Source organism: Mesorhizobium sp. M0894 (assembly GCF_040319725.1).
GTDB lineage: Bacteria > Pseudomonadota > Alphaproteobacteria > Rhizobiales > Rhizobiaceae > Mesorhizobium.
Window position 1 is genome coordinate 19,320 of record NZ_JAMYOG010000017.1, and the last position, 25,746, is coordinate 45,065.

Consider the following 25,746-nt stretch of genomic DNA (forward strand, 5'->3'; position numbering starts at 1 on the left):
AAGGGCCGCCGCTTTGGCGGCTTTTTGATTTTCCGGTTCCGGAGACGCATATAATGAGCGGTTCGGCGCTTTTCGAGACCTTTGTTCGCGCACCCCTGGCTTTCGACCACGGTGAAGGCACCTGGCTGGTCACCGACAAGGGCGAGCGATATCTCGATTTCGCAGGCGGCATCGCCGTGAATTCATTGGGCTACAGCCATCCGCATCTGGTCGCGGCCCTCACTGAACAGGCCGCCAAGCTCTGGCACGTCTCCAATCTGTACGAGATTCCGGGACAGAGCCGGCTCGGCGAGCGGCTGGCCGACGCCAGCTTCGCCGACAAGGTGTTCTTCACCAATTCCGGCGCAGAGGCGCTTGAATGCGCCATCAAGACGGCGCGGCGCTATCACTTCGTCAAGGGCCATCCCGAGCGCTTCCGCACCATCAGCTTCGAAGGCGCCTTCCATGGCCGCACCCTGGCGACCATCGCCGCCGGCGGCCAGTACAAATATCTGGAAGGTTTCGGCCCCAAGGTCGACGGCTTCGACCAAGTCGGCTTCGACGACATCGACGCCGCCGAAAAGGCGATCACGCCTGAAACCGCGGCGATCCTGATCGAGCCGGTGCAAGGTGAGGGCGGCATCAGGCAAGTACCGTCGCAATCGCTGAAGCGGCTCAGGCAGCTCTGCGATCAGCACGGACTGCTCTTGATTTTCGACGAGGTCCAATGCGGCGTCGGCCGCACCGGAAAGCTGTTCGCGCATGAGTGGGCGGGTGTCACACCCGACCTCATGGCGGTGGCCAAGGGCATCGGCGGCGGCTTCCCGATGGGCGCCTGCCTCGCCACCGACGAGGCAGCGGCCGGCATGACCGCCGGCGTGCACGGCACCACCTTCGGCGGCAATCCGCTGGCCATGGCGGTCGGCAACGCCGTGCTCGACGTGGTGCTGGAAGACGGCTTTCTCGATGACGTCCGGCGCAAGGCGCTGCTCTTGAAACAGGGGCTGGCCGGTGTCGCCGACGAATTTCCGGACGTTATCGAAAGCATCAGGGGCACCGGCCTGATGCTCGGCCTTAAATGCGCGATGCCCAACACCAAGGTTACGGTGGCACTGCGCGACCAGCATCTCTTGACGGTTCCGGCCGGCGACAACGTTATCCGTCTGTTGCCGCCTCTCACCGTCACCGATGCCGAGATCCACGAGGGGCTCGAGCGCATTCGTGCCGGCGCCAAGAGCCTGGCTGATGCCATCGTCGCTGCCGCCGCGAAGTAATCCTGGAATTCCTGATGTCCCTTCGCCACTTCACCGATCTTTCCGCCGTTTCCGAAGGCGATCTGCGCTTCATGCTCGACGACGCAGCTGTGCGAAAGGCGAGGCTCAAGGCCGGCGAACGCACCAAGCCGCTCGAAGGCAAGGTGCTGGCGATGATCTTCGACAAGCCCTCGACGCGCACGCGCGTGTCGTTCGACGTCGGCATGCGGCAGTTGGGTGGCGAGACGATCATGCTGACTGGCACCGAGATGCAACTTGGCCGTTCCGAGACTATTGCAGACACGGCCAAGGTGCTGTCGCGCTATGTCGATGCCATCATGATCCGCACCACCTCGCATGACCGGCTGCTGGAACTGACGGAAAACGCTACGGTGCCCGTCATCAACGGGCTGACCGACGAAACCCATCCCTGCCAGTTGATGGCCGACATCATGACCTTCGAAGAGCACCGCGGTCCGGTGGCCGGCAAGACGATCGCCTGGACCGGCGACGGCAATAATGTCCTGCATTCTTTACTGGAGGCCTCTGCGCGGTTCCGCTTCAAGCTGAACGTCGCCGTGCCCGAAGGCAGCGAACCGGCTCAGAGGCATGTCGACTGGTCGAAGGCCAATGGCGGCAAGCTGAAATTCACTCGTTCGCCCGAGGAGGCCGTTCACGAGGCCGACTGCATCGTCACCGACTGCTGGGTCTCGATGGGTCAGGAGCACCGTGCGCGCGGCCACAATGTCTTCTTGCCCTATCAGGTCAACGCGGCCCTGATGGCGAAAGCCAAGCCGGACGCGCTGTTCATGCACTGTCTGCCGGCGCATCGCGGTGAGGAGGTTACCGACGAGGTCATCGATGGGCCGCATTCGGTGGTGTTCGACGAGGCCGAGAACCGGCTCCACGCCCAGAAGGCGGTTTTGGCCTGGTGCCTGGGCGCTTGATCCGGGCCGCCTTGATCCGGGAGTTCGTGGTGCCTATCTCAGGCGCATCACGCAAATCGAGCGCGTCTCGTCGCATGCGCCCCGGAGGGCGGCATCGCCGCGCCCCGGAGCTTTGTCATGTTGGAAACTCGTCAATTGGCTGAACATCAACCCAAGCTCGGCGAGTTCGGCTACGCCGGCGACGACCATGTCGTGCCGTTTGAGGTCGGCCCGCTCGACGTGCGCGGCCGTACCGTCCAGCTCGGGCCGATGCTCGACGCTATTCTCAGCCGCCACGAGTATCCCGAGCCGGTGGCACGACTACTGGCCGAAGCCTGTGTGCTGACCGTCCTGCTCGGAACTTCGTTGAAGTTCGAGGGCAAGTTCATTCTGCAGACCCGCACCGACGGGCCGGTCGATATGCTGGTCGCGGATTTCTCCACGCCGCACGCGCTGCGCGCCTATGCCCGCTTCGATGCCGACCGGCTGGAGGCTTTGACGGCTGCCGGCGAGACGTCGCCGCAGACGCTGCTCGGCAGCGGCGTCCTGGCGCTGACAATCGACCAGGGCGCCCACACGCAACGCTACCAGGGCATCGTCCAGCTCGACGGCGTCACGCTGGAAGAAGCCGCACGCACCTATTTCCGCCAATCGGAGCAGATTCCGACCGACCTACGGCTTTCGGTGGCCAAGCTTCTGACGCCCGGCGTCGGCGGTGCCCGCGAGCAATGGCGCGCCGGTGGCCTGCTGGCACAATTCCTGCCGCAGTCGCCGGAACGCATGCGCGTACCCGACCTTCCCGGGGGCGACGGCGATCCGCGTGAGGAAATCCACGACCCGACCGACAATTCCTGGCAGGAACTGCTGGCGCTGCTTGGTACTATTGAACCGACCGAGCTGATCGATCCGACTATCGGCGCCGAGCGGCTGCTTTACCGGCTGTTCCACGAGCATGGTGTCCGCGTCTTCGGCGGCGTGCCGGTCGCCGACCAGTGCTCATGCTCGAGGGAGAAGATCCGCGGCATCCTCGAGGGTTTTTCCGCCGAGGAGATCAGAGACAGCACCGAGGATGGTAGCATTCACGTCGCCTGCGAATTCTGCTCGAAGCAATATGACTTCGACCCGGCGGAATTTGCAGCGGCTCAATAACGAGCGTCAGTGCGGCTGCCTTCGCAGAACTTGGGTTCCTCGCCCCGCAAGGCGGGAAGAGGAATCAAAGTGAACGTCAATTGACGGTGCGCCGCGTGCCTGGCAAATCGAGTGAGAAGGCGGGGATGGCGACGTCGAAGGTCTCGCCCCGCTTGTTGCGCATTGTGTAGTGCCCGACCATGATGCCGGACGGGGTCGAGAGCGGGCATCCAGACGTATACTGATAGCTGTCGCCGGGGTTGAGTCCGGGTTGCTCGCCGACGACCCCGGGGCCGCGCACTTCCTCGACCTTGCCGGTGCCATCGGTAATGTGCCAGTAGCGCGACAGAAGCTGCACGAACTCGTCCGACCGATTGTCGATGGTCACCTGGTAGCCCCAGACATAGCGGTTTTGCGGCGGGTCGGAATGATCCTCCAGATAGAACGGCCTGACCTGCACTTCGATGTTGCGGGTGACGGCGCTGTACATGAACTGCTCCAAAGCAATGTAGACGGAACTTTCGACGCTCAGCGCAGTTTGATCAACGATGCGCGTCATCTCCTTGCCCGACTCAAGCGCAGGTGCCGAAAAACAATGTCATTTAAGTGACACATGACAATGATGGTGTGCAGGCTTGTGCCGGGCGACTCGGTGTTCTGTCGAATTGTTGAAAACGGCCGTCATGCGGCCAGCATTTCTGGAGTGACCAGATCTCGATGGAACCGACATTCGCAGCCGCCCTCTTTTCCATAGCTCTCCTTCTTTCAAATCTCGCCAGCATCCTGTTAGCTTCGCTGAAGCTGAAGCGAGCAGCCAGGATCGCATCGCCGGCCGCCACCGTGCCACCGGTATCGATCGTCGTCCCGGCGCGCGGCGTCGAGCCGTTTACCGAGGAGACGCTGGAGCGCGCCTTCTCACTCGACTGGCCGCGCTACGAACTCATCTTCTGCGTCGCCCATGCCGACGACCCCGTGGTCAAGTCGATCACCACTGCAATGGCGCGTTTTCCGGCTATACGCGCCCGGCTGCTCGTCGGCGACGACCGCATCAGCGGCAATCCGAAACTCAACAATTGCGTGAAGGGTTGGGAAGCGGCGCTTTATCGCTGGGTCATCCTTGCCGATTCCAACGTGCTTATGCCGAGCGATTATGTCCAGCAGCTGATGGCGGCATGGCGGCCCGACACCGGCCTCGTCTGCTCGACGCCGATCGGCTCGCGGCCTGAAGGGTTTTGGGGGGAGGTCGAATGCGCCTTTCTCAACACACTGCAGGCACGCTGGCAGTACGCTGGAGAGGCGCTCGGCCTTGGCTTCGCCCAGGGCAAGAGCATGTTGTGGAACAAGCCGATGCTTGACGCCAATGGCGGCATCCGCGCACTGGCCGCCGAGATCGCCGAGGACGCCGCCGCGACCAAGCTGGTCAACCGGCTCGGACTTCGCGTCAATCTTGTCGCTTCGCCCTTCGAACAGCCGCTCGGCCGGCGCACGCTTGGCGAGATCTGGTCTCGGCAGGCGCGTTGGGCGCGGCTGCGCCGCGTCACCTTCGCGCTGTTCTTCGCCCCCGAGATCCTGATCGGCGCGGCGCCGCCGCTGCTGCTTGCGCTGATCGCGGCGGCTGACGCCGGCGTCAGCCTGCCGGCAACCGCCATCGCCGTGCTGGTCGCGGCCTACCTGCCGGAATGTGCCTTGGCCTGGGTCAAAGGATGGCACCTGTCGCTGCGCACCATCCTGGCGATGATGGTTCGCGACTGCATGCTGCCGGCGATATGGGCGCGCGGCTGGCTGAGCGGCGCCGTCGACTGGCGCGGCAACGTTATGACCATCCAGACCAAGGCCGTCGCGGAGCTGGAAGAGACCCCGTCCGGCGCCTGATCGGCGCCCCCCGCTCACCTCTGTTCGGTCAGCCCTATCCGGCGGCTCTCAGCGCTTGCTCGATATCTTCGAGCAGATCGTCGGTATCTTCCAGGCCGACGGAAAGCCTGAGCGTGCCCGGCCCGATGCCGAGCTCGGCGCGGGCCTCATCGGTCAAGTTCTTGTGCGTGGTCGTCGCCGGATGAGTGATCAGGCTCTTGGCGTCGCCGAGATTGTTGGAAATCAGCACGATGTCGAGCGCGTTCTGGAAAGCAAAGGCCGCCTGCTTGCCGCCCTTCACATCCAGGCAGATCAGCGTTGAGCCGCCTGACATCTGTTTCTTGACCACGGCCGCTTGCGGGTGGTCGGCGCGGCCGGGATAGATGACACGGGCGATTTGAGGGCGCTCGGCGAGGAAATCCGCGATGCGGCCGGCACTTTCCGTCTGCTGGCGTACGCGTAGCGGCAGCGTCTCCAGGCCTTTCAGCAGGGTCCAGGCATTGAAGGGCGAGAGGCTGGGGCCGGTGTGGCGGAAATAGTCATGCAGGTTCTCGTCGATCCATTTTTTGTCCGACAAGATAACGCCTCCAAGGCAGCGCCCTTGGCCGTCAATATGCTTCGTGGCCGAATAGACGACGATGTGGGCGCCGAGCTGCAAGGGTTTTTGCTGCAAGGGCGTGGCGAAGACATTGTCGACGATCAGCCTGGCGCCAATCGAGTTGGCAAGTGCCGCGACGGCGGCGATGTCGACCACTTCCAGCGTTGGGTTGGTCGGGCTTTCCAGGAAGAACAGTTTGGTGTTCGGCTTGACCGCCTGTTCCCAATTGGCGATGTCAGTGCCATCGACCAGCGTTGCCTCGATGCCGTATTTCGGCGCCAGCGTCTCGACCACCCAGCGGCAGGAGCCGAACAGTGCGCGCGCCGCCACGACATGGTCGCCCGCCTTGGCGCTGCACAGCAGCGCTGCCGTCACCGCCGCCATGCCGGACGCCGTAGCGCGCGCGTCCTCGGCGCCTTCCAGCGCGCACATACGCTTTTCGAACATGTCGACCGTCGGATTGGCATAGCGCGAATAGATGAAGCCCGGCTCCTCCCCCTTGAAGCGGGCTTCCGCCGCTTGCGCCGTCTCGTAGACATAGCCTTGGGTGAGATACATCGCCTCGGAGGTCTCGCCGAAGCCGGAACGCAGCGTCCCGGCGTGCACGAGTGCGGTCTGAGGCTTCCAGTCGCGCTTCTTGGTCATCATTCTATCCAAACACCAAAATTGGTCCAAACAACAAAAAACCGGTCGCGAAAGTCGCAACCGGTCCATATGGCCTTGCGGCCCGACGGTCCTTTAGCGACTTGTTTAACGTGGCTGCAAGCCGACCGGCCAAATCACCACGGGATAACGAGCTTTAGACCCGCGCCGCGCTTGCGTCAATTGCCGGCATGATTAAGAGGGTTGTACCAAGCAGGTGCCAAAGGCGTCCACGGTCGGACCTGCGACAGAACAAGACCTCGCCCGGCGTTCGAACGGAGCCAGACCCTTGCGGCAGACAGGCATTCTTCCCGATCAGGATATTTCCGCGCTGTTCCAGACGGGCGCGCTGAAATCGCCGCGCATGTTAGATGCCGATCAGATCCAGCCGGCCAGCCTTGACCTCAGGCTCGGCGACAAGGCCTGGCGGGTGCGTGCTTCCTTCTTGCCCGGTCCGGACCACAGGGTTGTCGACAAGCTCGACCGGCTGAAGCTGCACGAGATCAACCTCGCCGAAGGTGCCGTGCTGGAAACTGGCTGCGTCTACATCGTGCCGCTGCTCGAAAGCCTGGCGCTGCCCGCTCATATTTCGGCTTCGGCCAACCCGAAAAGCTCGACCGGACGGCTCGATATCTTCACTCGGGTAATGACCGACCGCGGCCACGAGTTCGACAAGATCGCCGCCGGTTATGAAGGCCCGCTCTATCTGGAGGTCAGCCCGCGCACCTTCCCGATCGTTGTACGCACCGGCTCGCGGCTGTCGCAGATCAGGTTCCGCACCGGCAATGCGCTTTTGTCGGAAAGCGAACTGCACGACCTGCATCGCGCCGAGATGCTGGTCGCCACCGAGCCGCCCAACATCTCAGGCGGCGGCATCGCGTTGTCGATCGACCTCGACGGTGACAAGGACGGGCTGGTCGGCTATCGCGGCAAGCACCACACCGGCCTGGTCGACGTCGACAAGCGCGCCGCGCAGGATGTCGTCGATTTCTGGGAGCCGCTCTACAAGAGCGGTGCCGGCGAGCTGGTGCTCGATCCGGACGAATTCTATATCCTGGTGTCACGCGAGGCGGTGCATGTGCCGCCGCTCTACGCCGCCGAAATGACGCCCTTCGATCCGTTGGTCGGCGAGTTTCGCGTCCATTATGCCGGTTTCTTCGACCCCGGTTTCGGCCATTCGGCGTCGGGCGGCACCGGCAGCCGGGCGGTGCTCGAGGTGCGTAGCCACGAAGTGCCGTTCATTCTCGACCATGGCCAGATCGTCGGGCGGCTGGTCTACGAGCACATGCTGAAACGGCCGCAGGCACTCTACGGCACCGATCTCGGCTCCAACTATCAGGCGCAGGGCCTAAAACTGTCCAAGCATTTCCGCGCGGCGCGCTGAGCTTCCCCTTACTTGCGGCTATGCCGGCTCAAAGCGCCTTCACGGCGACCTTCACCGGCTGCTCGATTTCGAGCGGGTTGCGCAGCGGCAGGCCGAAATCCTGCGCCTCGATTTCGAACACGTCGCCAGCCTCCGTCCTGATGCCGTCGGCGAAGGACAGCGTCGCCGTGCCGAACATGTGCACATGCACGTCGCCCGGCTGGCGGAAGGCCGAGTATTTGAAGTGGTGATGCTCGAGATTGCCAATGGTGTGCGACATGTTCGCCTCGCCCGACAGGAACGGCTTTTCCCAAAGCAGCTTGCCGTGGCGCAGGATGCGTGAAGCGCCGCGGATATCGGATGGCAAATCGCCGATCAGGATCTCCGGCCCGAACGAGGCGTTGCGCAGTTTCGAATGGGCGAGGAAGAGATAATTCACGCGCTCGGTGACGTGGTCGGAAAACTCGTTCGACAGCGTGAAGCCGACGCGGAACGGGGCGCCGTCGTCGCCGATCACATAGATTCCGGCGATTTCCGGCTCCTCGCCGGCATCCTGGGCGAAGGCGGGCGACATGAGCGCCGCGCCGGGCGCCACTGCCATGGTACCGTTGCCCTTGTAGAACCATTCGGGCTGCACGCCGATCTGGCCCTTCGCCGGCTTGCCGCCCTCCAGCCCCATGCGGAACATCTTCATGGAATCGGTCAGCTGTTCCTCGCCGCCATCGCTGAGCTTCTTGTGCATGGAATCGCGGGTCGCGGCGGAGCCGAGATGCGTCAGCCCGGTGCCGGTGAGATGGAGATGCGCCGGATCGGGATGGTTGATCGGCGACAGCAGTCGTCCCTTCTTGTAGGCTGCGTCGAGATCGACGGTTTCGCCGAAGCCCTTGCGCTCGATCAGGGCGACAAGCCCGGTGCCGGTGCGCGCGGCTTCCATCGCCAGCGAATAGACGCTGCGAGCCCCGTTGATGACGCGGGTCTTGCCGCCGTTGCGGGCAACGACGCGGATCGTCTCGGCGTCGTCGAGGATCTGTGAGATCAGCATGGTAACCCTCTCTGAATTGCGGCCTGCCTTCTTGGCAAACCCTGCCCGGCGCGGCTCGGACCCTGTCCACGCCGCGGTTGAAATTCTTCGTCCGGATTGCGCTCGCGGGTCAGGTCCCTCGGGGGACTTCTTCGCGCCGCCCGGCAGCGCCGCGATGTGACCCGTATGCCTCCTGGTTGCCTCTCAAGCCTTGTTCTTGTTGTAGACGTCGAAGACGACGGCGCCGAGCAGCACCAGGCCTTTGACCACCTGCTGCCAATCGACATTGACGCCCATGATCGACATGCCGTTGTTCATGACGCCCATGATGAAACCGCCGACCACCGCGCCGATGACCTGGCCGACGCCGCCCATCGCCGAAGCGCCACCAATGAACACCGCGGCGATGACGTCGAGTTCGCTGCCGAGGCCCGCCGCCGGCACCGCCTGCCCCAGGCGCGCCGCGATAATCAGGCCGCCGAGTGCCGACAGCACGCCCATGTTGATGAACACCATCAACGTCAGCCGTTCGGTCTTGATGCCCGATAGCTGCGCTGCCTTGGCATTGCCGCCCATCGCATAGATGCGGCGGCCGATCGTCATGCGTTTGGTAACGAAGACGAACAACGCGATCAGCACGCCCATCACCATGAGAACGATGGGCAGGCCCCTATAGGTGGCGAATTGGTAGACCAGAAACAGCGCCAGCCCGCTGATCACCAGGGTCTTGACGACGAACAGCGAGAAAGGCTCGGCTTCGTAGCCATGCCGCTCGCGGGTGCGCCGCGCCCTGAGCCCGAAATAGGCATAGGCGAGCACGGCGGCGAGGCCGATCACGATAGTCGTCAGGTGCAGCGTCAGGCCGCTGCCGACAATGGTTTTGCCGGCGGCGTTCACGGTCGGTGGTATCAGCGTCAATGGGCCGATCAGGTCCGGAATGAAGCCGGAACTCAGCGCCTTGAAGCCGACTGGAAGCGGCCCCACGGAAGACCCGCCACCCAGCAGCGCCTGACAGATGCCGCGGAAGATCAGCATGCCCGCCAACGTGACGATAAAGCTCGGTATTCGGTGATAGGCAATCCAGTAGCCTTGTGCCGCGCCGATCGCGCCACCCACGATCAGGCAGATGATCGACACCACCAGCGGATTGCTCAATGGGCCAAGCGGCCAGATAACCATCATCATCGCCGCCAGTGCGCCGATGAAGCCGGCGACTGAGCCGACGCTGAGATCGATATGGCCCGAAACGATCACCAGAAGCATGCCCAGCGCCATCACGATGATGAAGCTGTTCTGCTGCACGAGATTGCTGAGGTTCACCGGCTTGAACAGCGTTCCGGACGTGGTGAACTGGAAGAACACCATGATTGCGATCAACGCCAGCACCAACCCGTATTCGCGCAGATTGGTGACCAGCGCCGAGACGGCAATGCGAGGTGCGTGTTGTATATCCTGGGCGACGCCGGTTTGCGGCCCGGGAGCGCTTTCGGTGCTCATGATGCTTTCCCTTCTCCACGGACGATGGCGCGCATGATCTTTTCCTGGCTGGCGTCGCTCGCCGCCATTTCGCCGACGATGCGTCCTTCGTTCATGACGTAGATGCGGTCGGTGATGCCGAGCAGTTCGGGCATTTCCGACGAGATGACGATGATTGCCTTACCCTCGGAGGCGAGACGCGCGATGATCGTATAGATTTCATATTTGGCGCCGACATCGATACCGCGTGTCGGCTCGTCAAGGATCAGCACTTCCGGATTGGCGAACAGCCATTTCGACAGCACCACCTTCTGCTGATTGCCGCCAGAAAGGTTGCCGGTCATCTGGTAGACGCTTGAGGCGCGGATATTGGTCCTGCCGCGATAATCGTTGGCGACGGAAAGCTCGCGCAAATCGTCGATCACGCCATGGCGCGAGACGCCGGGCAGGTTGGCCAGCGTGATGTTATGCTTAATATGGTCGATCAAGTTGAGACCGTAGGTCTTGCGGTCCTCCGTAACATAGGCGATGCCGTGTTCCACCGCCTTGCTCACCGAAGAGACATCGATCGGCTTGCCGTTAAGGAACACCTCGCCGGTGATGCGACGGCCATAGGACCGGCCGAACAGGCTCATGGCAAACTCGGTCCGGCCGGCGCCCATCAGCCCGGCAATGCCGACCACCTCGCCCTTGCGGGCGTTGAGGTTGATGCCCTTGATGACCTGCCGCTCGGCATGGATGGGATGGTAGACCGACCAGTTTTTCACTTCGAGAACGGTCTCGCCGATCTTCGGCTCTCGCGGCGGGTAGCGGTCGTCGAGCGAACGGCCGACCATCGAGGTGATGATGCGGTCCTCCGAGATATCCTTCTTGGCCAGCGTCTCGATGGTCCGCCCGTCACGGATGATGGTGACCTTGTCGGCGACCCGGTTCACCTCGTTGAGCTTGTGCGAGATCAGGATCGAAGTGATGCCCTGCCGCTTGAATTCGAGCAGCAGATCGAGCAGCGCCTGGCTGTCCTTTTCGGACAGGCTCGCCGTCGGCTCGTCCAGAATGAGCAGCTTCACTTCCTTGCTGAGCGCCTTGGCGATCTCGACCAGCTGCTGCTTGCCGACGCCGATATTGGTGATCAGCGTGTTGGGGTCTTCCTTGAGGCCGACCTTCTTGAGCAGGGCGCTGGTGCGCGTCTCGTTGGCATTCCAGTCGATGACGCCGTATCTGGCCTGCTCGTTGCCGAGAAATATGTTTTCGGCGATAGACAGCATCGGCACCAGCGCAAGCTCCTGGTGGATGATGACGATGCCCTTGCGCTCGCTGTCATGGATGCCTTTGAAATGGCACTCATCGCCGCGATAGATGATCTGGCCGTCATAGGTGCCGGACGGATACACACCCGACAGCACCTTCATCAGCGTCGACTTGCCGGCGCCGTTCTCGCCGACCACGGCATGGATCTCGCCTTCCTCGACCATGAGCTTGACGTTCGACAGCGCCTTGACGCCGGGAAACGTCTTGGTGATGTCGCGCATCTCCAAAATCGTCGATGCCATTGAGAATACCACTCCTGCGAGGTCCGCAAACAATACCGGGCTGGCTCGCCAACGAAAAGGGGCCCTGCCTGCGCAGGACCCCAGGCTTTGTAACCGCGATTACTTCAGTTCTTCGGCCTTGATGTAGCCGGAGTCGACCACCAGCGCCTGGTAGTTCGACTTGTCGACGTCATGCGGCGTCAACAGGATCGAGGGAACGACCTTGACGTCGTTGTTGTAGGTCGTGGTGTCGAGGCCTTCCGGCTTGCCGCCCGAGAGCACCTTGTCGACGAGTTCGACCGTCGCCTTGGCGAGTTCGCGGGTATCCTTGAACACGGTCGAATACTGTTCGCCGGCAATGATCGCCTTGACCGAAGCGGTCTCGGCGTCCTGTCCGGTGACGATCGGCCATGGCTGATCGGCAGTGCCGTAGCCTACGGCGCGCAGCGAAGCGATGATGCCGCGCGACAGGCCGTCATAGGGCGAGAGCACGCCATCGACGCGGCTGCCGTCCGAGTAGTTGGCGGAGAGCAGATTGTCCATGCGGGCCTGGGCGGTTGCCGCCAGCCAGCGCAGCGTGCCGACCTTGTCCATGCCCATCTGGCCGGACTTCACGACGAGGGTCTTGTCGTCGATCAGCGGCTGAAGAACCGACATGGCGCCGTTATAGAAGAAGAACGCATTGTTGTCGTCCGGCGAACCGCCGAACAGCTCGATGTTGAACGGGCCTTTCTTCTCGGGATAGCCGAGGCCCTTGAGCAGCGATTTGGCCTGGATGACGCCGACGCCGAAATTGTCGAAGGTGGTGTAGTAGTCGACATTTGGCGTCTTCTTGATCAGGCGGTCGTAAGCGACGACGACGACGCCGGCGTCATTCGCCTTCTGCAGCGCATCGCCCATCGTGGTGCCGTCGATCGAAGCGATGATCAGCGCCTTCGGGCCTTTGGTGATTTCGTTTTCCAGCTGGCTGAGCTGGTTCGGAATGTCGTCCTGCGCGTATTGCAGGTCGACAGTGTAGCCCAGAGCCTCGAGCTGGGACTTGACGGCGTCGCCGTCGTTGATCCAGCGCTGCGAGGTCTTGGTGGGCATCAGCACGCCGACCAGGCCTTCGCCCGCTTGCGCCGGCAGCGTCATAGCCGCGATGCCTAGGGCCGCGACGGCGGCCAGTGTCTTGATAATCTTCACATTAACTCTCCCTGGTTGATGGACGCGTACCCTTGGGTTTCGTGGGCCGCGCAATCGTGCAGGAGCGCCAAACGCGCCGCTGCCGTCAATCGATCTCCGGTATCCTCCCAATCGGCCCCGAAACTCTGGTTCAATCGATACGAGTTTTCCCTCGTCACCGACCGTCAAGTCTCAGGACGCGCGAAGGGTGTGTCGCTTTGCCATAACTGTCAAATGCGATCTTTGATGGTTGCTATATCGAGACTGATATGGCTAAAGCTAGTGGCGGCGCTGCCGGATGACTGGCCGTAGCATCGGGCGTGGGAGTAAGGAAAATCATGGCGGCGCTGCGAAATCCTGGTGGAATATCAGCCGGTTACGATGAGATTCCGCGCGATGGCGGAACCCTGCTGCGCAGCGGCTTGAGCCTGCGTCACATGCGTATGATCGCAGCCCTCGACGAGCACGGCCGGGTGAGTGCCGCGGCCCAGGTCATGAACATCTCGCAGCCGGCGGCTTCGCGCATGATCGCCGAGATGGAGGCGGTGCTCGACGTCAAGCTCTGCGAAAGGCTGCCGCGCGGCATCACGTTGACGCCCTATGGCAAGGCATTGGCACGGCGCGCGCGATCGATCCTGCTCGAGATGCGCGAGGTCGACCGCGAGATCTTCGAGCTCAAGGCGGGCAAGGGCGGCTCGGTGTTCCTGGGCGCGGTGACGGCACCGGCGATCGAGCTGGCGGTGCCGGCGATCCGCGAGATCCGGCGCCTCTATCCGCGCATCGAAATCACCATGCAGGTCGAGACCTCGAACGTGCTGGCGCGCGAGCTGATCGCCTCCCGACACGATTTCATCATCGCCCGCATCCCCGACGACCTCAATCCGCGGCTGTTCGAGGCCCGCGTCATCGGCGTCGAGAAGGCCTGCCTGATCGTGCGCCGCGGCCACCCGCTGACCAAGGGCAAGGCAGTGCGGTTAGAAGACACCGCCGCCTATGACTGGGTTTTCCAGTCGGGCGGCTCGCCGCTGCGCCAAGCCATGGAAAGCAACTTTTTGAACCGCAACATCGCGCTGCCGGATCGCATCCTCAACACCAGCTCGCTGTTACTGACTCTGGTCATGGTCGCGCAATCCGACGCGATCGCGCCGGTGTCGATCCAGGTCGCGAAGTTCATTCAGAACCCCGAAGGGCTCGACGGCGCCATCGACGTCGTCCAGACCGAGTTCGACATCGAGGTCAGGCCCTACAGCCTGATCACGGTAAAGAACCGCGCGCTGTCGCCGGCGGCCAAGATGCTGCACGATTTTATTTTGCGGGAGGTGGGCTGAGGATTGGAGCGGGTAGCGGGGCGCATCCCGTGGCCGGCCAGACGACCAGACAGGCCCACCAGCAGCGGCGCCGATGCACGTCGGCTACAACTGCTGCGTGATGCTCAAAAAAAGCCCGCCAGCAGAAGCCAGCGGGCCAAGGGTAGACATTCCGGTTGGGGTCATTCGAGGCCCCGCCGACCCTCAATGTGAGATATTCGACGAACTGGCACATCGGCCAAACAGATGAAGGACGGCCAGCCGAGCTGTAAAACTGCCTGTAAAGCCGCAAGTTTTCAACATCGCCAACTCAGGCGCAACCCGTGTGGCAAAAGCTGGAGCGGGTAGCGGGAATCGAACCCGCGCGTTCAGCTTGGGAAGCTGACAAGCTACCATTACATCATACCCGCGCTGGTTCCTCCGATATCATGGCCCGGCGCCGATGCGCAATCCGGTTTGAGGGCTCGGCTTGATGCCGGGCGGTCAACTGCGTATTTCTGGGCATGTGCCCGAATCGCGGCACCCGACTGTGGAGACAGGCCTTGTCCGCACTGAACCGCTTTCTCGGCGATACGCCGCTCCGGGTGATCTTGAAGCTGCTTGTGGTGTCGTTCCTCGTCGGCCTGGTCATGAACGCCTTCGGCTGGTCGCCGATGGACGTGCTCTACGGCATCCGCAAATTCTTCATCGACCTGTGGAATTTGGGCTTCCACGCCATCGACCGCTTCCTCGGCTACATCCTGCTCGGTGCCGCGATCGTCGTGCCGGCCTTCATCCTGCTCAGGATCGCCAATTTCAAGAAGTAGAGCATGATCCCAAAAAGTGGGAACCGGCTTTCGGAAAAGATCATGCTCAAACAAACAGCCTTTCACGCGTAGCCCGCAGCCACCTCGAACAGGATGGCGTGGCGTGCGGCAAGTGCTGCGACATCCGTCGAATAGCCGCCGCCGATAACGCCGCACACCGGGACGCCTAGCGTGCGGAAATGGCGGATCACCATATCGTCGCGGGCGCGCAGCCCGTCATTCGACAGCGCCAGCCTGCCGAGCCGGTCCTCGGCATGGACATCGACGCCGGCATTGTAGAAGACGAGATCCCAGCGCTTTCGCGCCGACAGCTCCGGCAGGATGGCGCCCAGCCGCTCCAGATAGGCTGCATCGCCGGTGCCGTCGGGCAGGGCGACGTCGAGGTTGGAGGCGATCTTGCGCGCGGGGTAGTTGCGGTCGCCATGCATGGAGAAGGTAAACACGCGCGGCTCGTCGTTCAGGATATCCGCCGTGCCGTCGCCCTGATGCACGTCGAGGTCGACGACCAGGATGTTTTGGGCGGCACCTTCGGCGAGCTGCACCAGCGCGGCAACGGCCACGTCGTTGAAGGTGCAGAAGCCGGCGCCTTGCGCGCGCCGCGCGTGATGACTGCCGCCGGCCGTGTTGCAAGCGATTCCGTTCAGCAAAGCCAGCCGCGCCGCCATCACCGTGCCGGCCGTTGCGAGCTGCGCCCTCAGCGAAACCCGCGGTCCCACGGGAAAGCCGATCTCGCGCTCGATCCTCACCGGCACGTCGCAGGCAAGCACCTGGTCGACATAGTCTGCCGCGTGGGCAAGCTTCAGCCATGATGGCCGCGCCACCGCTGGTGTGTTGAGCGCTTCGGGCCGCGCCAGGCCGCGTGCCCGCAAGGCGTCCATCAGCAGCGGATATTTGCTCATCGGGAAGCGGTGGTTGACGGCGAAACCGGCGTCGTAATCGGGATGATGAACGATCTGCAAGGACATGGGACGGCCGGTGCGCCAGAGGCGGGTTTCGGTTGACCATGCCGGGATGGATGGTTGCGCGAGGTCCGCAAACTGGGGCACATCGGCTAGCCGATCAAGCCGCAACAGGAAGCAACACACGTTTGGAGCAGGCTTTGCCCACCGAAGCCCACGTCACCGAAGCCAGGGCTTTCGTCGTCACCAACCGTTCGGTGCTCGCCATCGCCGTGCCGATGACGCTTGCCTATCTGACGACGCCGTTGCTCGGAATTGTCGACACGGCGGTGGTCGGACAGTTCGGCGACGCCGCCCTTCTCGGCGGCCTGGCGGCCGGCGCCCTGATCTTCGACGTCGTTTTCACCACCTTCAACTTCCTGCGCTCCGGCACCACCGGCCTCGTCGCCCAGGCCTTCGGGCGCGGCGATGCACTGGAGGAGCAGGCGGTGTTCTGGCGCGCCGTGCTGATCGCGGTCGTCGCCGGCATCGTGTTTGCCGCACTTGCGCCCCTGGTTTCGGCTGCCGGGCAATGGTTCATCGGCGCCGAGCCGCGCGTCGGCGCGGCGATGGACGTCTATATCCGCATCAGGATGCTCGCAGCACCGTTCTCGCTTATCAATTACGCCATCCTTGGTTATGTGCTGGGGCGCGGCGAGGGCGGGCTCGGGCTGATGCTGCAGCTGGTGCTGAACGGCATCAATATCGCGCTCTGCTTCCTGCTCGCCCTGGAGCTTGGCTGGGGCGTTGCCGGCGTCGCCTGGGCGACGCTCACCGGCGAGTTCGTCGCCATGCTGCTTGGTCTCGCCATCGTCGGCCGGCGCTTCTGGGCCGCACCCAGGCTGCCGCGCCATCGCGTCCTCGATTTGCCGGCATTCCTGCGCATGATGTCGCTCAATCGCGATATCATGATCCGCTCCTTCTCACTGCTCGCCGCCTTCGCGCTGTTCACGCGCCAAGGCGCGCAATTCGGCACGCTGACGCTGGCCGCCAACGCCGTGCTGATGAACCTCTTCCTGGTTGCCGGCTATTTCCTCGACGGTTTCGCCACCGCCGCCGAACAGCTGGCCGGGCGCGCCATCGGCGCCCGTTCCGCCACGGCGTTTGACCAGGCGGTGCGGCTGACGCTGCTTTGGGGGCTCGGCCTGGCAGGCGTGGCGACGCTCGTGCTCCTGCTGGAAGGCACCGGTCTGGTCGCCCTGATCACGACCTCGACAGACGTCCGCGCCGTCGCCGACATCTACTTGCCATGGGCGGCATTCACCGCACTCAGCGGCGTGCTGGCTTTCGAGATGGACGGTGTTTTCATCGGCGCGACATGGTCGCGCGACATGCGCAACATGATGCTGGTGTCGTTCCTGGCGTTCAGCGCCGCGTTGCTGATCCTGGCGCCGGCGTTCGGCAATCACGGCCTGTGGGCGGCGCTGCACGTGTTCCTGCTGGTACGCGGCTTCAGCCTGCTCACTATATTGCGGCTGCGGGTGCGCACGGCCTTTAACTGATCGCTAAAGCGGTTTCGTCGCCCAGTGATCGAGGCGGCTGTCGCGAAGCTCGCGCAGCGACTTCAGCCCTTGACTGTCCATGAAACGGACCATGCCGGAAAGAATACGCCCCGGCAGCGCAGGCCCGGCATAGATCATGCCGGTATAGAGCTGGACGAGATCGGCGCCGGCACGGATCTTTTCCAGCGCCGTCTCGGCGGAATCGACGCCGCCGACGCCGATGATGGCGGGATCCGGGCCAAGTAGTTTTCGCATCCTTGCCAGCACGATGGTCGAGCGCTCGAACAAGGGTTTTCCCGAAAGCCCGCCGGTCTCGCCGGCAAGGCCGGCGCTGCGCAGGCCGGCTCGCGCGATCGTGGTGTTGGAGATGATGACGCCGTCTATTTGCTTGTCGGTGATCTCGGCGGCGATGTCCTCCAGTTCGGCCTCGACCAGGTCCGGCGCGATCTTGAGGAAGACGGGCGGCTTTGCCGGTGCCGCCGCACGCGCGGCCATGACCCGCGACAGGAGTTCACCAAGCTGTTCGCGCGCCTGCATGTTGCGCAGGCCCGGCGTGTTTGGCGAGGAGATGTTGATCGTCAGATAGCCGGCGTATCGCGCAAACCTGATCACGCCGCGCTCATAGTCGCCGACGCGGTCGGCGCTGTCCTTGTTGGCCCCGACGTTGACGCCGACGACGCCGGCGCGAACCTTGCGGGCAGCAAGACGTTTTTCCGCGGCGGCGTGGCCTTCATTGTTGAAGCCCAGCCGGTTGATCACTGCCCCGTCCGAAGGCAGCCGGAAGATGCGCGGCTTCGGATTGCCCGTCTGCGGCAGCGGCGTGATCGTGCCGACCTCGGCGAAGCCGAAGCCGAGGCCGAGCAGTGCGTCCGGCACTTCGGCATTCTTGTCGTAGCCGGCGGCCATGCCGAGCGGGTTCGGGAAATCGAGCCCGCAAAGGCTGACCTTTAGCTTGTCGTCTCGCAAAGGGCGCCCGGCGACCGGCAGGCCGCATCTCAGCGCGGCAATCGACAGCCCATGCGCGGTTTCCGGATCGAGCGTGAACAGCAGTTTCTGGCCGATCCGGTCGAACGCGCTCATTCGGCCTCCAGCGCCGGGAATTCGTGCCGGCCGTCGGCACCGAGCGGCAATGCCTGCACCGAGACGACCGCATCGAGGCCGAGCCCGCCATAAAGATGCGGGAACAAGGCGCCGCCGCGCGAGACCTCGTATTTCAGCGCATCGCCGAGGTGCGCGCCGTCGACGGCGAGCAGCAGCAACCCGCTCTGGCCGGCGAAATGCTTGGCTGCCGTTTCCCGAACCTGCCCGGCGGTGGAAAAATGGATGAAGCCATCGGCGACGTCGATCGGCGCGCCGGTGAAGCGGCCTTCTCGTTCAGCCTCGCGCCACAGCGCCTCGGGAACTATCTTGTAGATGATCTCGGACATCGTTGCGCTATAGTCCGAACCGACGACGCGGGGAAGGGCAGGCCCGCGTTCTTCCCCATTTCAGGTTCTTCCCCAATTCCGGCGCAAACTGTGATAGATTGCGCCGACTGGCTCATGGAGGAAAACATGCGTCTGAAACACGTCTTGATCCCCGCAGCACTGGTCTCGCTTGTCGCAGCTTCGGCCTTTTCCGAGGAAGCCGATCGCTACCGGCTGGAAAAATCGGCCAATGGCTATGTGCGCATGGATACGCAGACCGGCGCCATGTCGCTCTGCGAGGAGCGTTCCGGTCAGCTCGTCTGCAAGACAGCGGCCGACGAACGTGCCGCCTTCCAGGATCAGATCGACCGGCTGCAAAATTCGGTGAAGGCGCTCGACGAACGCGTCGCCAAGCTCGAAAATTCGCTTGCCGCGCGTTTCGAATCGACTTTGCCCAGCGAGGAGGATTTCAACAAGACGATGGGCTACATGGAGCGCTTCCTGCGCAGCTTCATGGATATCGTCAAGGACATGGACAAGGACGAAGACGGCGCCAAGCCCAATTCGCAAAAGACCTAGGCAATTCGCAAAAAGACCTAGGGCGGGAATAGCAAGCCGGCCACGCCGAACAGCGGCGTAGCGTTATGATCGTTCAGATCCTGCAAGGCGGAAAATCGCCAACGGGATTCGGGGAGGGATATCACCGTTGGGCTACACATTCGTCATCGCCGACGATCATCCGCTTTTTCGCGGTGCATTGAGGGAGGCACTCGCCGGCATCGGAGATGTTGCCGCCATTCACGAGGCCGGCGATTTCGAAAGCGCCAAGGCGCTGGTCCTGGCCAATGAGGATGTCGATCTGGTCCTGCTCGACCTCTCGATGCCGGGCGCAAGCGGCCTTTCCGGCCTGATCTCGTTGCGCGGCATCCATCCGGCGGTGCCGATGATGGTGGTCTCGGCGCATGACGATCCGGTGACGATCCGGCGCGCGCTCGACCTGGGCGCCTCGGGGTTCATCTCCAAATCGGCCAGCATGGAAGAGATCCGCAATGCGGTGCAGTCGGTGCTCGCAGGTGATATCGCGGCACCCGCCGGGGTCGATCTCGGCGTCGAGCGCGATCCCGAGATTTCCGACCTGATCAAGCGGCTGCAGGCGCTGACGCCACAGCAGACGCGCGTGCTCGGCATGCTGGCGGAGGGACTGCTCAACAAGCAGATAGCCTATGAGCTCGGCGTCTCCGAAGCGACGATCAAGGCGCATGTCTCGGCCATCCTGCAGAAGCTCGGCGTCGACAGCCGCACCCAGGCGGTCATCCTTTTGTCCAAGATCGGCAGCGACCCGGTGCAGGCCGCCGGCTGATTCTTATTCGGCCGCCGGCGCCAGCGGCCTGACCCTGGCCATCATCGAGCGCAGCATCGCCGGTTTCAACGGCTTGCTGATCACAGGCACGTCGAGCCTGCCGGCGGCGGCGCGAACCTCGCTGGAGCGGTCGGCGGTGACCAGCACGGCCGGCAGGTCCTCGCCATGGATCGCACGCAACTGGGCGATCAATTCGAGGCCGGTCTTGTCGTCGAGATGATAGTCGGCAAGCACAATGTCCGGCCGATGCATGGCGGACCTGTCGAGATCCTCCGCGCCGGAAAGCGTATCGACGCTGCAGCCCCAGCCCTCGAGCAGCAGCCGCATGCCGTCGAGGATGCGGCCGTCATTGTCGATGCAGAGCACATGCAGCCCGGCAAGCGAGGTCGTAGCGCGGGCAGGCGGCTTCGCCTCGGCCTCGCGCCGCGGTGCCTGCACGGCCGCCACCGGCAGCAGCACGGAAAAGCGCGTGCCCTTGCCGGGATTGGAGAAGATCCGGATTTCAAGGCGCAGGACGCGGGCGATGCGGTCGACGATGGAGAGCCCCAAGCCGAGGCCTTCCGCCTCGCGCATGCCCTCGTCGAGCCGGGTGAATTCGCGGAACACGGTGTTGAGCTTGTCGCCGGCAATGCCGATGCCGGTGTCGATAACCTGGATCTCGGCCAGTTCGCCGCGCCGCCGCACGCCGACCAGGATGCGGCCATGGCGCGTATATTTGATGGCGTTGGAGACCAGGTTCTGGATCAGCCGGCGCAGCAGATTTCGATCCGTCATGACGCTGAGCGACGACGGCATGATCGAGAGTTCGAGCTTCTTTTCGGCGGCAAGCGGCCGGAAGTCGTTGCCGATCTGGCGCAGCAGCCCGTCGAGGCCGAAGCTCGTATCGTCCGGCTTCATCGCGCCGGCATCGAGGCGCGAAATGTCGAGCACCGCGCCGAGGATGGTCTCGACCGATTCCAGTGACGATTCGATATTCATCGCCGCCTTGCCGGCAGGCCCCTTGCCGGTCTTCTCGATCAGCGACGAGCAATAGAGGCGGGCGGCGTTCAGCGGCTGCAGGATGTCGTGGCCGGCGGCAGCGAGGAAGCGCGTCTTGCCGAGATTGGCCTCTTCGGCCAGCATCTGCGCCTGCGCCAGCTCCTCGTTGACGCGGGTGAGCTCGGCGGTGCGGCTCTTCACGCGCTGTTCCAGCGATTCATTGGCGCGCTTCAGCGCCAGATCCTGCTCGACGCGCCCTGAGATGTCGGCATAGGTGGCGACGATGCCGCCGTCCGGCATCGGATTGGAGCGCAATTCCAGGATACGCCCGCTGGTCTTCAGCTCCATCTGCCATGGGCTGACGAAGCTAGTCAGGCGGTTCAGCATGGTGACGCGCTGGTCTGGCGGTATATCGCCGCGCTCGGCAAGGTGGCGCAGGATACGATCGAGCGAGACGCCGACCTGGCCCATTTCGTCGGGCAGGTCGAACAGCGCCCGGTACTGGCGGTTCCAGCAGATCAACCGGAAATCGCGGTCGAAGACGGTGATGCCCTGTTCCATCTGGTCGAGTGCGATCTGCAGCAGGTCGCGATTGTGCTGTAGCGCCTCGGTGGCGTCGTCGAGCAGGCGGAAGGCGTCCTTGGATTCGCGGTCGTTGCGGCGCAGCAGCAGCGACAGGATCAGCCGCGCCGAGGAGGAGCCGACGGCACTGGCCAGAAGCTGCTCGGAGAAGCGGATGACATCCATGCTGGCCTGTTCGTTGCCGTGCAGTGAAGTGCCGCTGCTCTTCTCGAATGACTGGAAGGAGCGCTCGGTGCGTTCGACACCGAGATAGCGCGCGATCGTGTCCTTGAGGTCGTTGACGGTGATCGTGGTGCGGAAGCGGCGCAAGCTCGGCAGCGGCCCCGCCTCGCGCGGCACGAAGATCGACGCCTGGATGCGTTCCAGCGGCACCGACGCGCGCGACAGCGAGCCGAACACAAAAAACAACGTGTTGATCGACAGGCTCCACAGCACGCCATGGTTCAGCGGCTCGGCGACGGTGCCGAACAGGGCTTGCGGCCGCAATGCATCGAAGCCGAACAGGCCGTGGACGAGGATGCCGGTCTCGGGCGCGGCGAGCGAGGGAAGCAGTAGCGTGTAGCTCCAGACGACGATGCCGGCCACCATGCCGAGTGCCGCACCCCTTCCGTTGGCGCCGCGCCAGACCAGGCCGCCGATCATTGCCGGCGCGAACTGCGCGATCGCGGCGAACGACATCAGGCCGATCGAGGATAGCCGCGCGCTGTTTGTGCTCTCGCGGTAGTAGAGGAAGGCGATGAACAGCATGATGAAGATCGCCGCCCGCCGCACATTGAGGATGAGCGTCGACCAGTCCTCGCTCTCTGAGGTCGTGGTCCGCAGCAGCCGGCGCACGAACAGCGGAATGATCAGGTCGTTGGAGATCATGATCGACAGCGCGACGCTTTCGACGATCACCATTGCCGTCGCCGCCGACAGGCCGCCGATAAAGGCGGCCATGGCCAGAACGTCGTGGCCGCTGAACAGCGGCAGTGACAGCACATAGAGGTCGCTGCTGGTCCTGGGGCCGACCAGTTCCAGGCCGGCCAGCGCGATCGGCAGCACGAACAGGTTGATTGCCACGAGATAGAGCGGAAACACCCATGTCGCCGTGCGCAGCTCAGCCTCGCTGCGGTTCTCGACGATGGTGACGTAGAACTGGCGCGGCAGCATGAGGATGGCAAAGCCGCTCAGGCATGTCAGTACCAGCCAGGTCGCGAGCGAGGTGTTGTAGCCCATCGCCTGGCGCACCTGCGTGTTTTCGGCGAGCCGGTCGAACATATCGCCTGGCCCGCCGAAGATCAGAAACGTGACCATCAGGCCTATCGCCAGGAAGGCGGCGAGCTTGACCACGGTCTCGACCGCCACCGCCAGCACCAGACCGTCCTGGTGTTCGGTGGCGTCGGCATGGCGCGTGCCGAACAGCACGGCAAACAGCGCCAGCAGCATGGCAACGACAAGCGAGATGTCGCTGACGAACGGATCGAACGACGGCGGCGAGCCGGTATAGTGCTCGACCATCAGGCTGACCGAGCCGGAGATCGCCTTCAATTGCAGCGCCATGTAAGGCACCGCGCCTATGGTTGCGATCAGCGTGGCGATCGCCCCGACAGCGAAGCTCTTGCCGTAGCGGGCGCCGAGAAAGTCGGCGATCGAGGTGATCTTCTCGGTCTTTGCCAGCCTGACGATGCGCTGCAGCAGCGGAAAGCCGAACACGAACACCAGCACCGGCCCTATATAGATGCCGAGGAATTCGAGGCCGCGCTCGGAGGACAGCCCGACCGAGCCGAAGAAGGTCCAGGAGGTGCAGTAGATGGCAAGGCTGAGCGCATAGATAAAGGGCCGGGCGCGGCCAGGCCCGGATGAGGTCGAGCGCCGGTCGCCCAGGCTGGCGATAGCAAACAGCAACGTCACATAGGCGATCGCGATGATGACGATGAACCAGCCCTGCACGCCTCGAACTTCCTCCCTGCGCCGGCTTTTTCATCCGGCCTTGCAGACGCAATCACAGCTTGGCCACCGAGTCCATCGCGGCTTTCGGCGCATTATGGCCGCGGCTTCGCGCAATCCAGGCCGGGGAAACACGTCTTTGCTCCTGTCGCAACCGCAGGTTTTTGCTATTCTGCCCGCCGGTCGATGCCGAGGGCGTGGACGGCAGCACGGCCGGTCAGGAAAAGGAGGGTCGAATGCTGAAAGAGTTTCAGGAATTCATTTCCAGGGGCAATGTGATGGACCTGGCCGTCGCCGTCATCATCGGCGCTGCCTTCGGCAAGATCGTCACCTCGCTGGTCGACGACATCATCATGCCGGTCATCGGGGCGATTTTGGGCGGATTGGACTTCAACAACTACTTTCTGCCCTTGTCCTCGGCCGTTAACGCCACATCACTGGCGGATGCCAAGAAGCAGGGCGCGGTCTTCGCCTATGGCAGCTTCATCACCGTGGCGCTGAACTTCCTTATCCTCGCCTTCATCATCTTCCTGATGGTCAAGGCGGTAAACAATCTGCGCCAGCGGCTGGAGCGCGAGAAACCGGCTGCTCCGGCCGCTCCGCCGCCGGCGGATGTCGCGCTGCTCACCGAAATTCGCGATCTCCTCGCCAGAAAATAGCGCCTGCGGCAACTTTCTGGACCAAAACCCCGGTCGCTTGCGGCCGGGGTTTTCTGTTTTCGTCCGCCCTGAAACACGCTAGCAGTCGAGCAAACGAAAACGGACCCATCCATGACCCTGATCGATACTCTGCGCGCCGAAGCGCGGGCGGCGCCTGAAAGTGGCATTGTCGCCGTCATGAATCGTGGCCGCGGCCGCGACGGCATGATCCCGCTCTGGGCCGGCGAGGGCGACCTGCCGACGCCGGCATTCATCACCGATGCCGCCGCCAAGGCGCTGGCCGGCGGCGAGACCTTCTACACCTGGCAGCGGGGCATTCCTGAACTCAGGCAGGCGCTCGCCCGCTACTACACCAGGCATTTCGGCAAGACTTTCGCCAACGAAGAATTCATCGTCACCGGCTCCGGCATGCATGCCATCCAGATGGCCATCGACGCGGTGGCCGGCAAGGGCGACGAACTTGTCTACCTGTCGCCGGCATGGCCGAATTTCGCCGCCGCCGCCGGCGTGGCCGGCGCCGTTCCGGTTGCAGTCACCCTTGATCAGTCCGGCAATGGCTGGTCCTGCGATGTCGACAAGATCGCAGCGGCGATCACGCCACGGACCAAGGCGCTGTTCGTCAACACGCCGTCCAACCCGACCGGCTGGACCGCCGACAAGGAGACGCTGCAGGCAATCCTCGATCTCGCCCGCGAAAGGGGCCTGTGGATCATTGCCGACGAGATCTATTCGCTGTTCCACTACGGCCATGGCCGCGCGGCGTCGTTCATCGACATCATGGCCGATGAGGACCGCATCCTGTTCGTCAATTCCTTTTCCAAGAACTGGGCGATGACCGGCTGGCGCATCGGCTGGATCAAGATCCATCCCGCCTTGCAGCAGGTGTTCGAGAACCTGGTCCAGTATTCGACTTCCGGCGTTGCGCAGTTCATGCAGCGCGGCGCCGTCGTCGCCCTCGACGAGGGCGATGCCTTCATCGTCGAACAGGTGGAGCGGGCGAGGGCGGCGCGCGACCTCGTCTGCGGCATTCTCGCCGAAACCGGCAGGGCGCGGTTCACCGTGCCGCAGGGCGCGTTCTATCTGTTCTTCGCCGTCGACGGCATCACCGATTCCCGCGCTGCCGCTTTCGACATGGTCGACCGCGCCAATGTCGGCCTGGCCCCCGGCACCGCCTTCGGCCCCGGCGGCGAAGCTTTCCTCAGGCTATGCTTCCACCGCCGCCTCGACCAGGTCGAAGAAGCCGCGCACCGGCTGGCGAAATGGATGAAGACTGTGTGAGGTGTGTTGAGCTTCGCGCCAGGCATCGCAGCACTGAAAAATGAGGCGGCACCGATAGGCGGCTTCCGCAA

Annotated in this window: 22 protein-coding genes, 1 tRNA gene and 1 riboswitch; of the genes, 12 read left to right on the forward strand and 11 right to left on the reverse strand. The window is 63.5% G+C overall.

The window, feature by feature from the left end:
- The first annotated feature begins 53 nt into the window (after window positions 1-53).
- From NKH91_RS25775 to NKH91_RS25785, 3 genes are all read left to right on the forward strand, one after another.
- Complete coding sequence (locus tag NKH91_RS25775) at window positions 54-1,253, forward strand: aspartate aminotransferase family protein (protein WP_023719496.1); 1,200 nt, start codon at window positions 54-56, stop codon at window positions 1,251-1,253.
- Between the two features lie 14 nt (window positions 1,254-1,267).
- Window positions 1,268-2,179: an ornithine carbamoyltransferase gene (gene argF, locus NKH91_RS25780; RefSeq protein ID WP_031194171.1), complete on the forward strand. Its 912-nt coding sequence runs from the start codon at window positions 1,268-1,270 to the stop codon at window positions 2,177-2,179.
- 117 nt (window positions 2,180-2,296) lie between these two features.
- Window positions 2,297-3,307 (forward strand): Hsp33 family molecular chaperone, encoded by a 1,011-nt coding sequence (locus NKH91_RS25785; RefSeq protein ID WP_023719494.1) that lies wholly within the window; start codon window positions 2,297-2,299, stop codon window positions 3,305-3,307.
- Between the two features lie 76 nt (window positions 3,308-3,383).
- Here the strand turns inward: NKH91_RS25785 and apaG are convergent, their stop codons facing one another.
- Complete coding sequence (gene apaG / locus NKH91_RS25790) at window positions 3,384-3,776, reverse strand: Co2+/Mg2+ efflux facilitator ApaG/CorD (protein ID WP_023719493.1); 393 nt, start codon at window positions 3,774-3,776, stop codon at window positions 3,384-3,386.
- A gap of 227 nt (window positions 3,777-4,003) precedes the next feature.
- Here apaG and NKH91_RS25795 point away from each other — a divergent pair, with 227 nt between their 5' ends.
- Window positions 4,004-5,158 carry a ceramide glucosyltransferase gene (locus NKH91_RS25795; protein WP_352482479.1) on the forward strand — a complete coding sequence of 385 codons (1,155 nt, stop codon included), beginning with the start codon at window positions 4,004-4,006 and terminating at the stop codon, window positions 5,156-5,158.
- Between the two features lie 34 nt (window positions 5,159-5,192).
- Here the strand turns inward: NKH91_RS25795 and NKH91_RS25800 are convergent, their stop codons facing one another.
- Window positions 5,193-6,383, reverse strand: a complete 1,191-nt coding sequence (locus NKH91_RS25800) for an O-succinylhomoserine sulfhydrylase (protein ID WP_352493786.1) — start codon at window positions 6,381-6,383, stop codon at window positions 5,193-5,195.
- Between the two features lie 70 nt (window positions 6,384-6,453).
- Window positions 6,454-6,531: riboswitch (SAM riboswitch) on the reverse strand.
- A gap of 135 nt (window positions 6,532-6,666) precedes the next feature.
- Between NKH91_RS25800 and NKH91_RS25805 the strand changes: the two genes are divergently transcribed.
- Window positions 6,667-7,761 carry a 2'-deoxycytidine 5'-triphosphate deaminase gene (locus NKH91_RS25805; protein ID WP_352493787.1) on the forward strand — a complete coding sequence of 365 codons (1,095 nt, stop codon included), beginning with the start codon at window positions 6,667-6,669 and terminating at the stop codon, window positions 7,759-7,761.
- Between the two features lie 28 nt (window positions 7,762-7,789).
- Here NKH91_RS25805 and araD1 read toward each other — a convergent pair whose 3' ends face one another.
- The 4 genes from araD1 to chvE form a co-directional block, all read right to left on the reverse strand.
- Entirely contained in the window at window positions 7,790-8,782 is a 993-nt protein-coding gene (gene araD1, locus NKH91_RS25810) for an AraD1 family protein (protein ID WP_023719489.1), read from the reverse strand.
- 183 nt (window positions 8,783-8,965) lie between these two features.
- Window positions 8,966-10,258, reverse strand: a complete 1,293-nt coding sequence (mmsB, locus tag NKH91_RS25815) for a multiple monosaccharide ABC transporter permease (RefSeq protein WP_352885282.1) — start codon at window positions 10,256-10,258, stop codon at window positions 8,966-8,968.
- Window positions 10,255-11,787 carry a multiple monosaccharide ABC transporter ATP-binding protein gene (gene mmsA, locus NKH91_RS25820; protein WP_352885283.1) on the reverse strand — a complete coding sequence of 511 codons (1,533 nt, stop codon included), beginning with the start codon at window positions 11,785-11,787 and terminating at the stop codon, window positions 10,255-10,257. The genes mmsB and mmsA overlap by 4 nt, the downstream gene beginning before the upstream one ends.
- A 99-nt stretch (window positions 11,788-11,886) precedes the next feature.
- Window positions 11,887-12,951 carry a multiple monosaccharide ABC transporter substrate-binding protein gene (chvE, locus tag NKH91_RS25825; RefSeq protein WP_023719486.1) on the reverse strand — a complete coding sequence of 355 codons (1,065 nt, stop codon included), beginning with the start codon at window positions 12,949-12,951 and terminating at the stop codon, window positions 11,887-11,889.
- 317 nt (window positions 12,952-13,268) lie between these two features.
- Between chvE and NKH91_RS25830 the strand changes: the two genes are divergently transcribed.
- Window positions 13,269-14,258, forward strand: coding sequence for a LysR family transcriptional regulator (locus tag NKH91_RS25830; protein ID WP_352482475.1), 990 nt, complete (start codon window positions 13,269-13,271; stop codon window positions 14,256-14,258).
- 315 nt (window positions 14,259-14,573) lie between these two features.
- On the opposite strand, the gene NKH91_RS25835 is transcribed toward NKH91_RS25830, so the two are convergent.
- A tRNA-Gly gene (locus tag NKH91_RS25835) sits at window positions 14,574-14,647 on the reverse strand.
- 93 nt (window positions 14,648-14,740) lie between these two features.
- Between NKH91_RS25835 and NKH91_RS25840 the strand changes: the two genes are divergently transcribed.
- Window positions 14,741-15,043 (forward strand): DUF6460 domain-containing protein, encoded by a 303-nt coding sequence (locus NKH91_RS25840; protein WP_352852417.1) that lies wholly within the window; start codon window positions 14,741-14,743, stop codon window positions 15,041-15,043.
- Window positions 15,044-15,105: 62 nt separating this feature from the next.
- Here NKH91_RS25840 and NKH91_RS25845 read toward each other — a convergent pair whose 3' ends face one another.
- Window positions 15,106-16,008, reverse strand: coding sequence for a histone deacetylase family protein (locus NKH91_RS25845; protein WP_352547904.1), 903 nt, complete (start codon window positions 16,006-16,008; stop codon window positions 15,106-15,108).
- A 50-nt stretch (window positions 16,009-16,058) separates the two neighbouring features.
- Between NKH91_RS25845 and NKH91_RS25850 the strand changes: the two genes are divergently transcribed.
- Window positions 16,059-17,483, forward strand: coding sequence for an MATE family efflux transporter (locus NKH91_RS25850; protein WP_352885316.1), 1,425 nt, complete (start codon window positions 16,059-16,061; stop codon window positions 17,481-17,483).
- 3 nt (window positions 17,484-17,486) lie between these two features.
- On the opposite strand, the gene NKH91_RS25855 is transcribed toward NKH91_RS25850, so the two are convergent.
- The gene (locus NKH91_RS25855) at window positions 17,487-18,563 is read right to left on the reverse strand and encodes a quinone-dependent dihydroorotate dehydrogenase (RefSeq protein WP_352547902.1); all 1,077 of its coding nucleotides are present in this window, start codon (window positions 18,561-18,563) and stop codon (window positions 17,487-17,489) included.
- Window positions 18,560-18,910: a DUF952 domain-containing protein gene (locus NKH91_RS25860; protein WP_352885284.1), complete on the reverse strand. Its 351-nt coding sequence runs from the start codon at window positions 18,908-18,910 to the stop codon at window positions 18,560-18,562. Before NKH91_RS25860 ends, NKH91_RS25855 begins: the two co-directional genes overlap by 4 nt.
- A gap of 126 nt (window positions 18,911-19,036) precedes the next feature.
- Between NKH91_RS25860 and NKH91_RS25865 the strand changes: the two genes are divergently transcribed.
- Entirely contained in the window at window positions 19,037-19,468 is a 432-nt protein-coding gene (locus NKH91_RS25865; RefSeq protein WP_352493790.1) for a hypothetical protein, read from the forward strand.
- A 118-nt stretch (window positions 19,469-19,586) separates the two neighbouring features.
- Entirely contained in the window at window positions 19,587-20,249 is a 663-nt protein-coding gene (locus tag NKH91_RS25870; protein WP_502893818.1) for a response regulator, read from the forward strand.
- 3 nt (window positions 20,250-20,252) lie between these two features.
- Here NKH91_RS25870 and NKH91_RS25875 read toward each other — a convergent pair whose 3' ends face one another.
- Window positions 20,253-23,741, reverse strand: coding sequence for a PAS domain-containing hybrid sensor histidine kinase/response regulator (locus NKH91_RS25875; protein WP_352547900.1), 3,489 nt, complete (start codon window positions 23,739-23,741; stop codon window positions 20,253-20,255).
- Between the two features lie 233 nt (window positions 23,742-23,974).
- Between NKH91_RS25875 and mscL the strand changes: the two genes are divergently transcribed.
- Together mscL and NKH91_RS25885 are read left to right on the forward strand one after the other, a co-directional pair.
- Window positions 23,975-24,397 carry a large conductance mechanosensitive channel protein MscL gene (mscL, locus tag NKH91_RS25880; protein WP_352885285.1) on the forward strand — a complete coding sequence of 141 codons (423 nt, stop codon included), beginning with the start codon at window positions 23,975-23,977 and terminating at the stop codon, window positions 24,395-24,397.
- Window positions 24,398-24,508: 111 nt separating this feature from the next.
- Window positions 24,509-25,675 carry a pyridoxal phosphate-dependent aminotransferase gene (locus tag NKH91_RS25885; protein ID WP_352885286.1) on the forward strand — a complete coding sequence of 389 codons (1,167 nt, stop codon included), beginning with the start codon at window positions 24,509-24,511 and terminating at the stop codon, window positions 25,673-25,675.
- Window positions 25,676-25,746 lie beyond the last annotated feature (71 nt).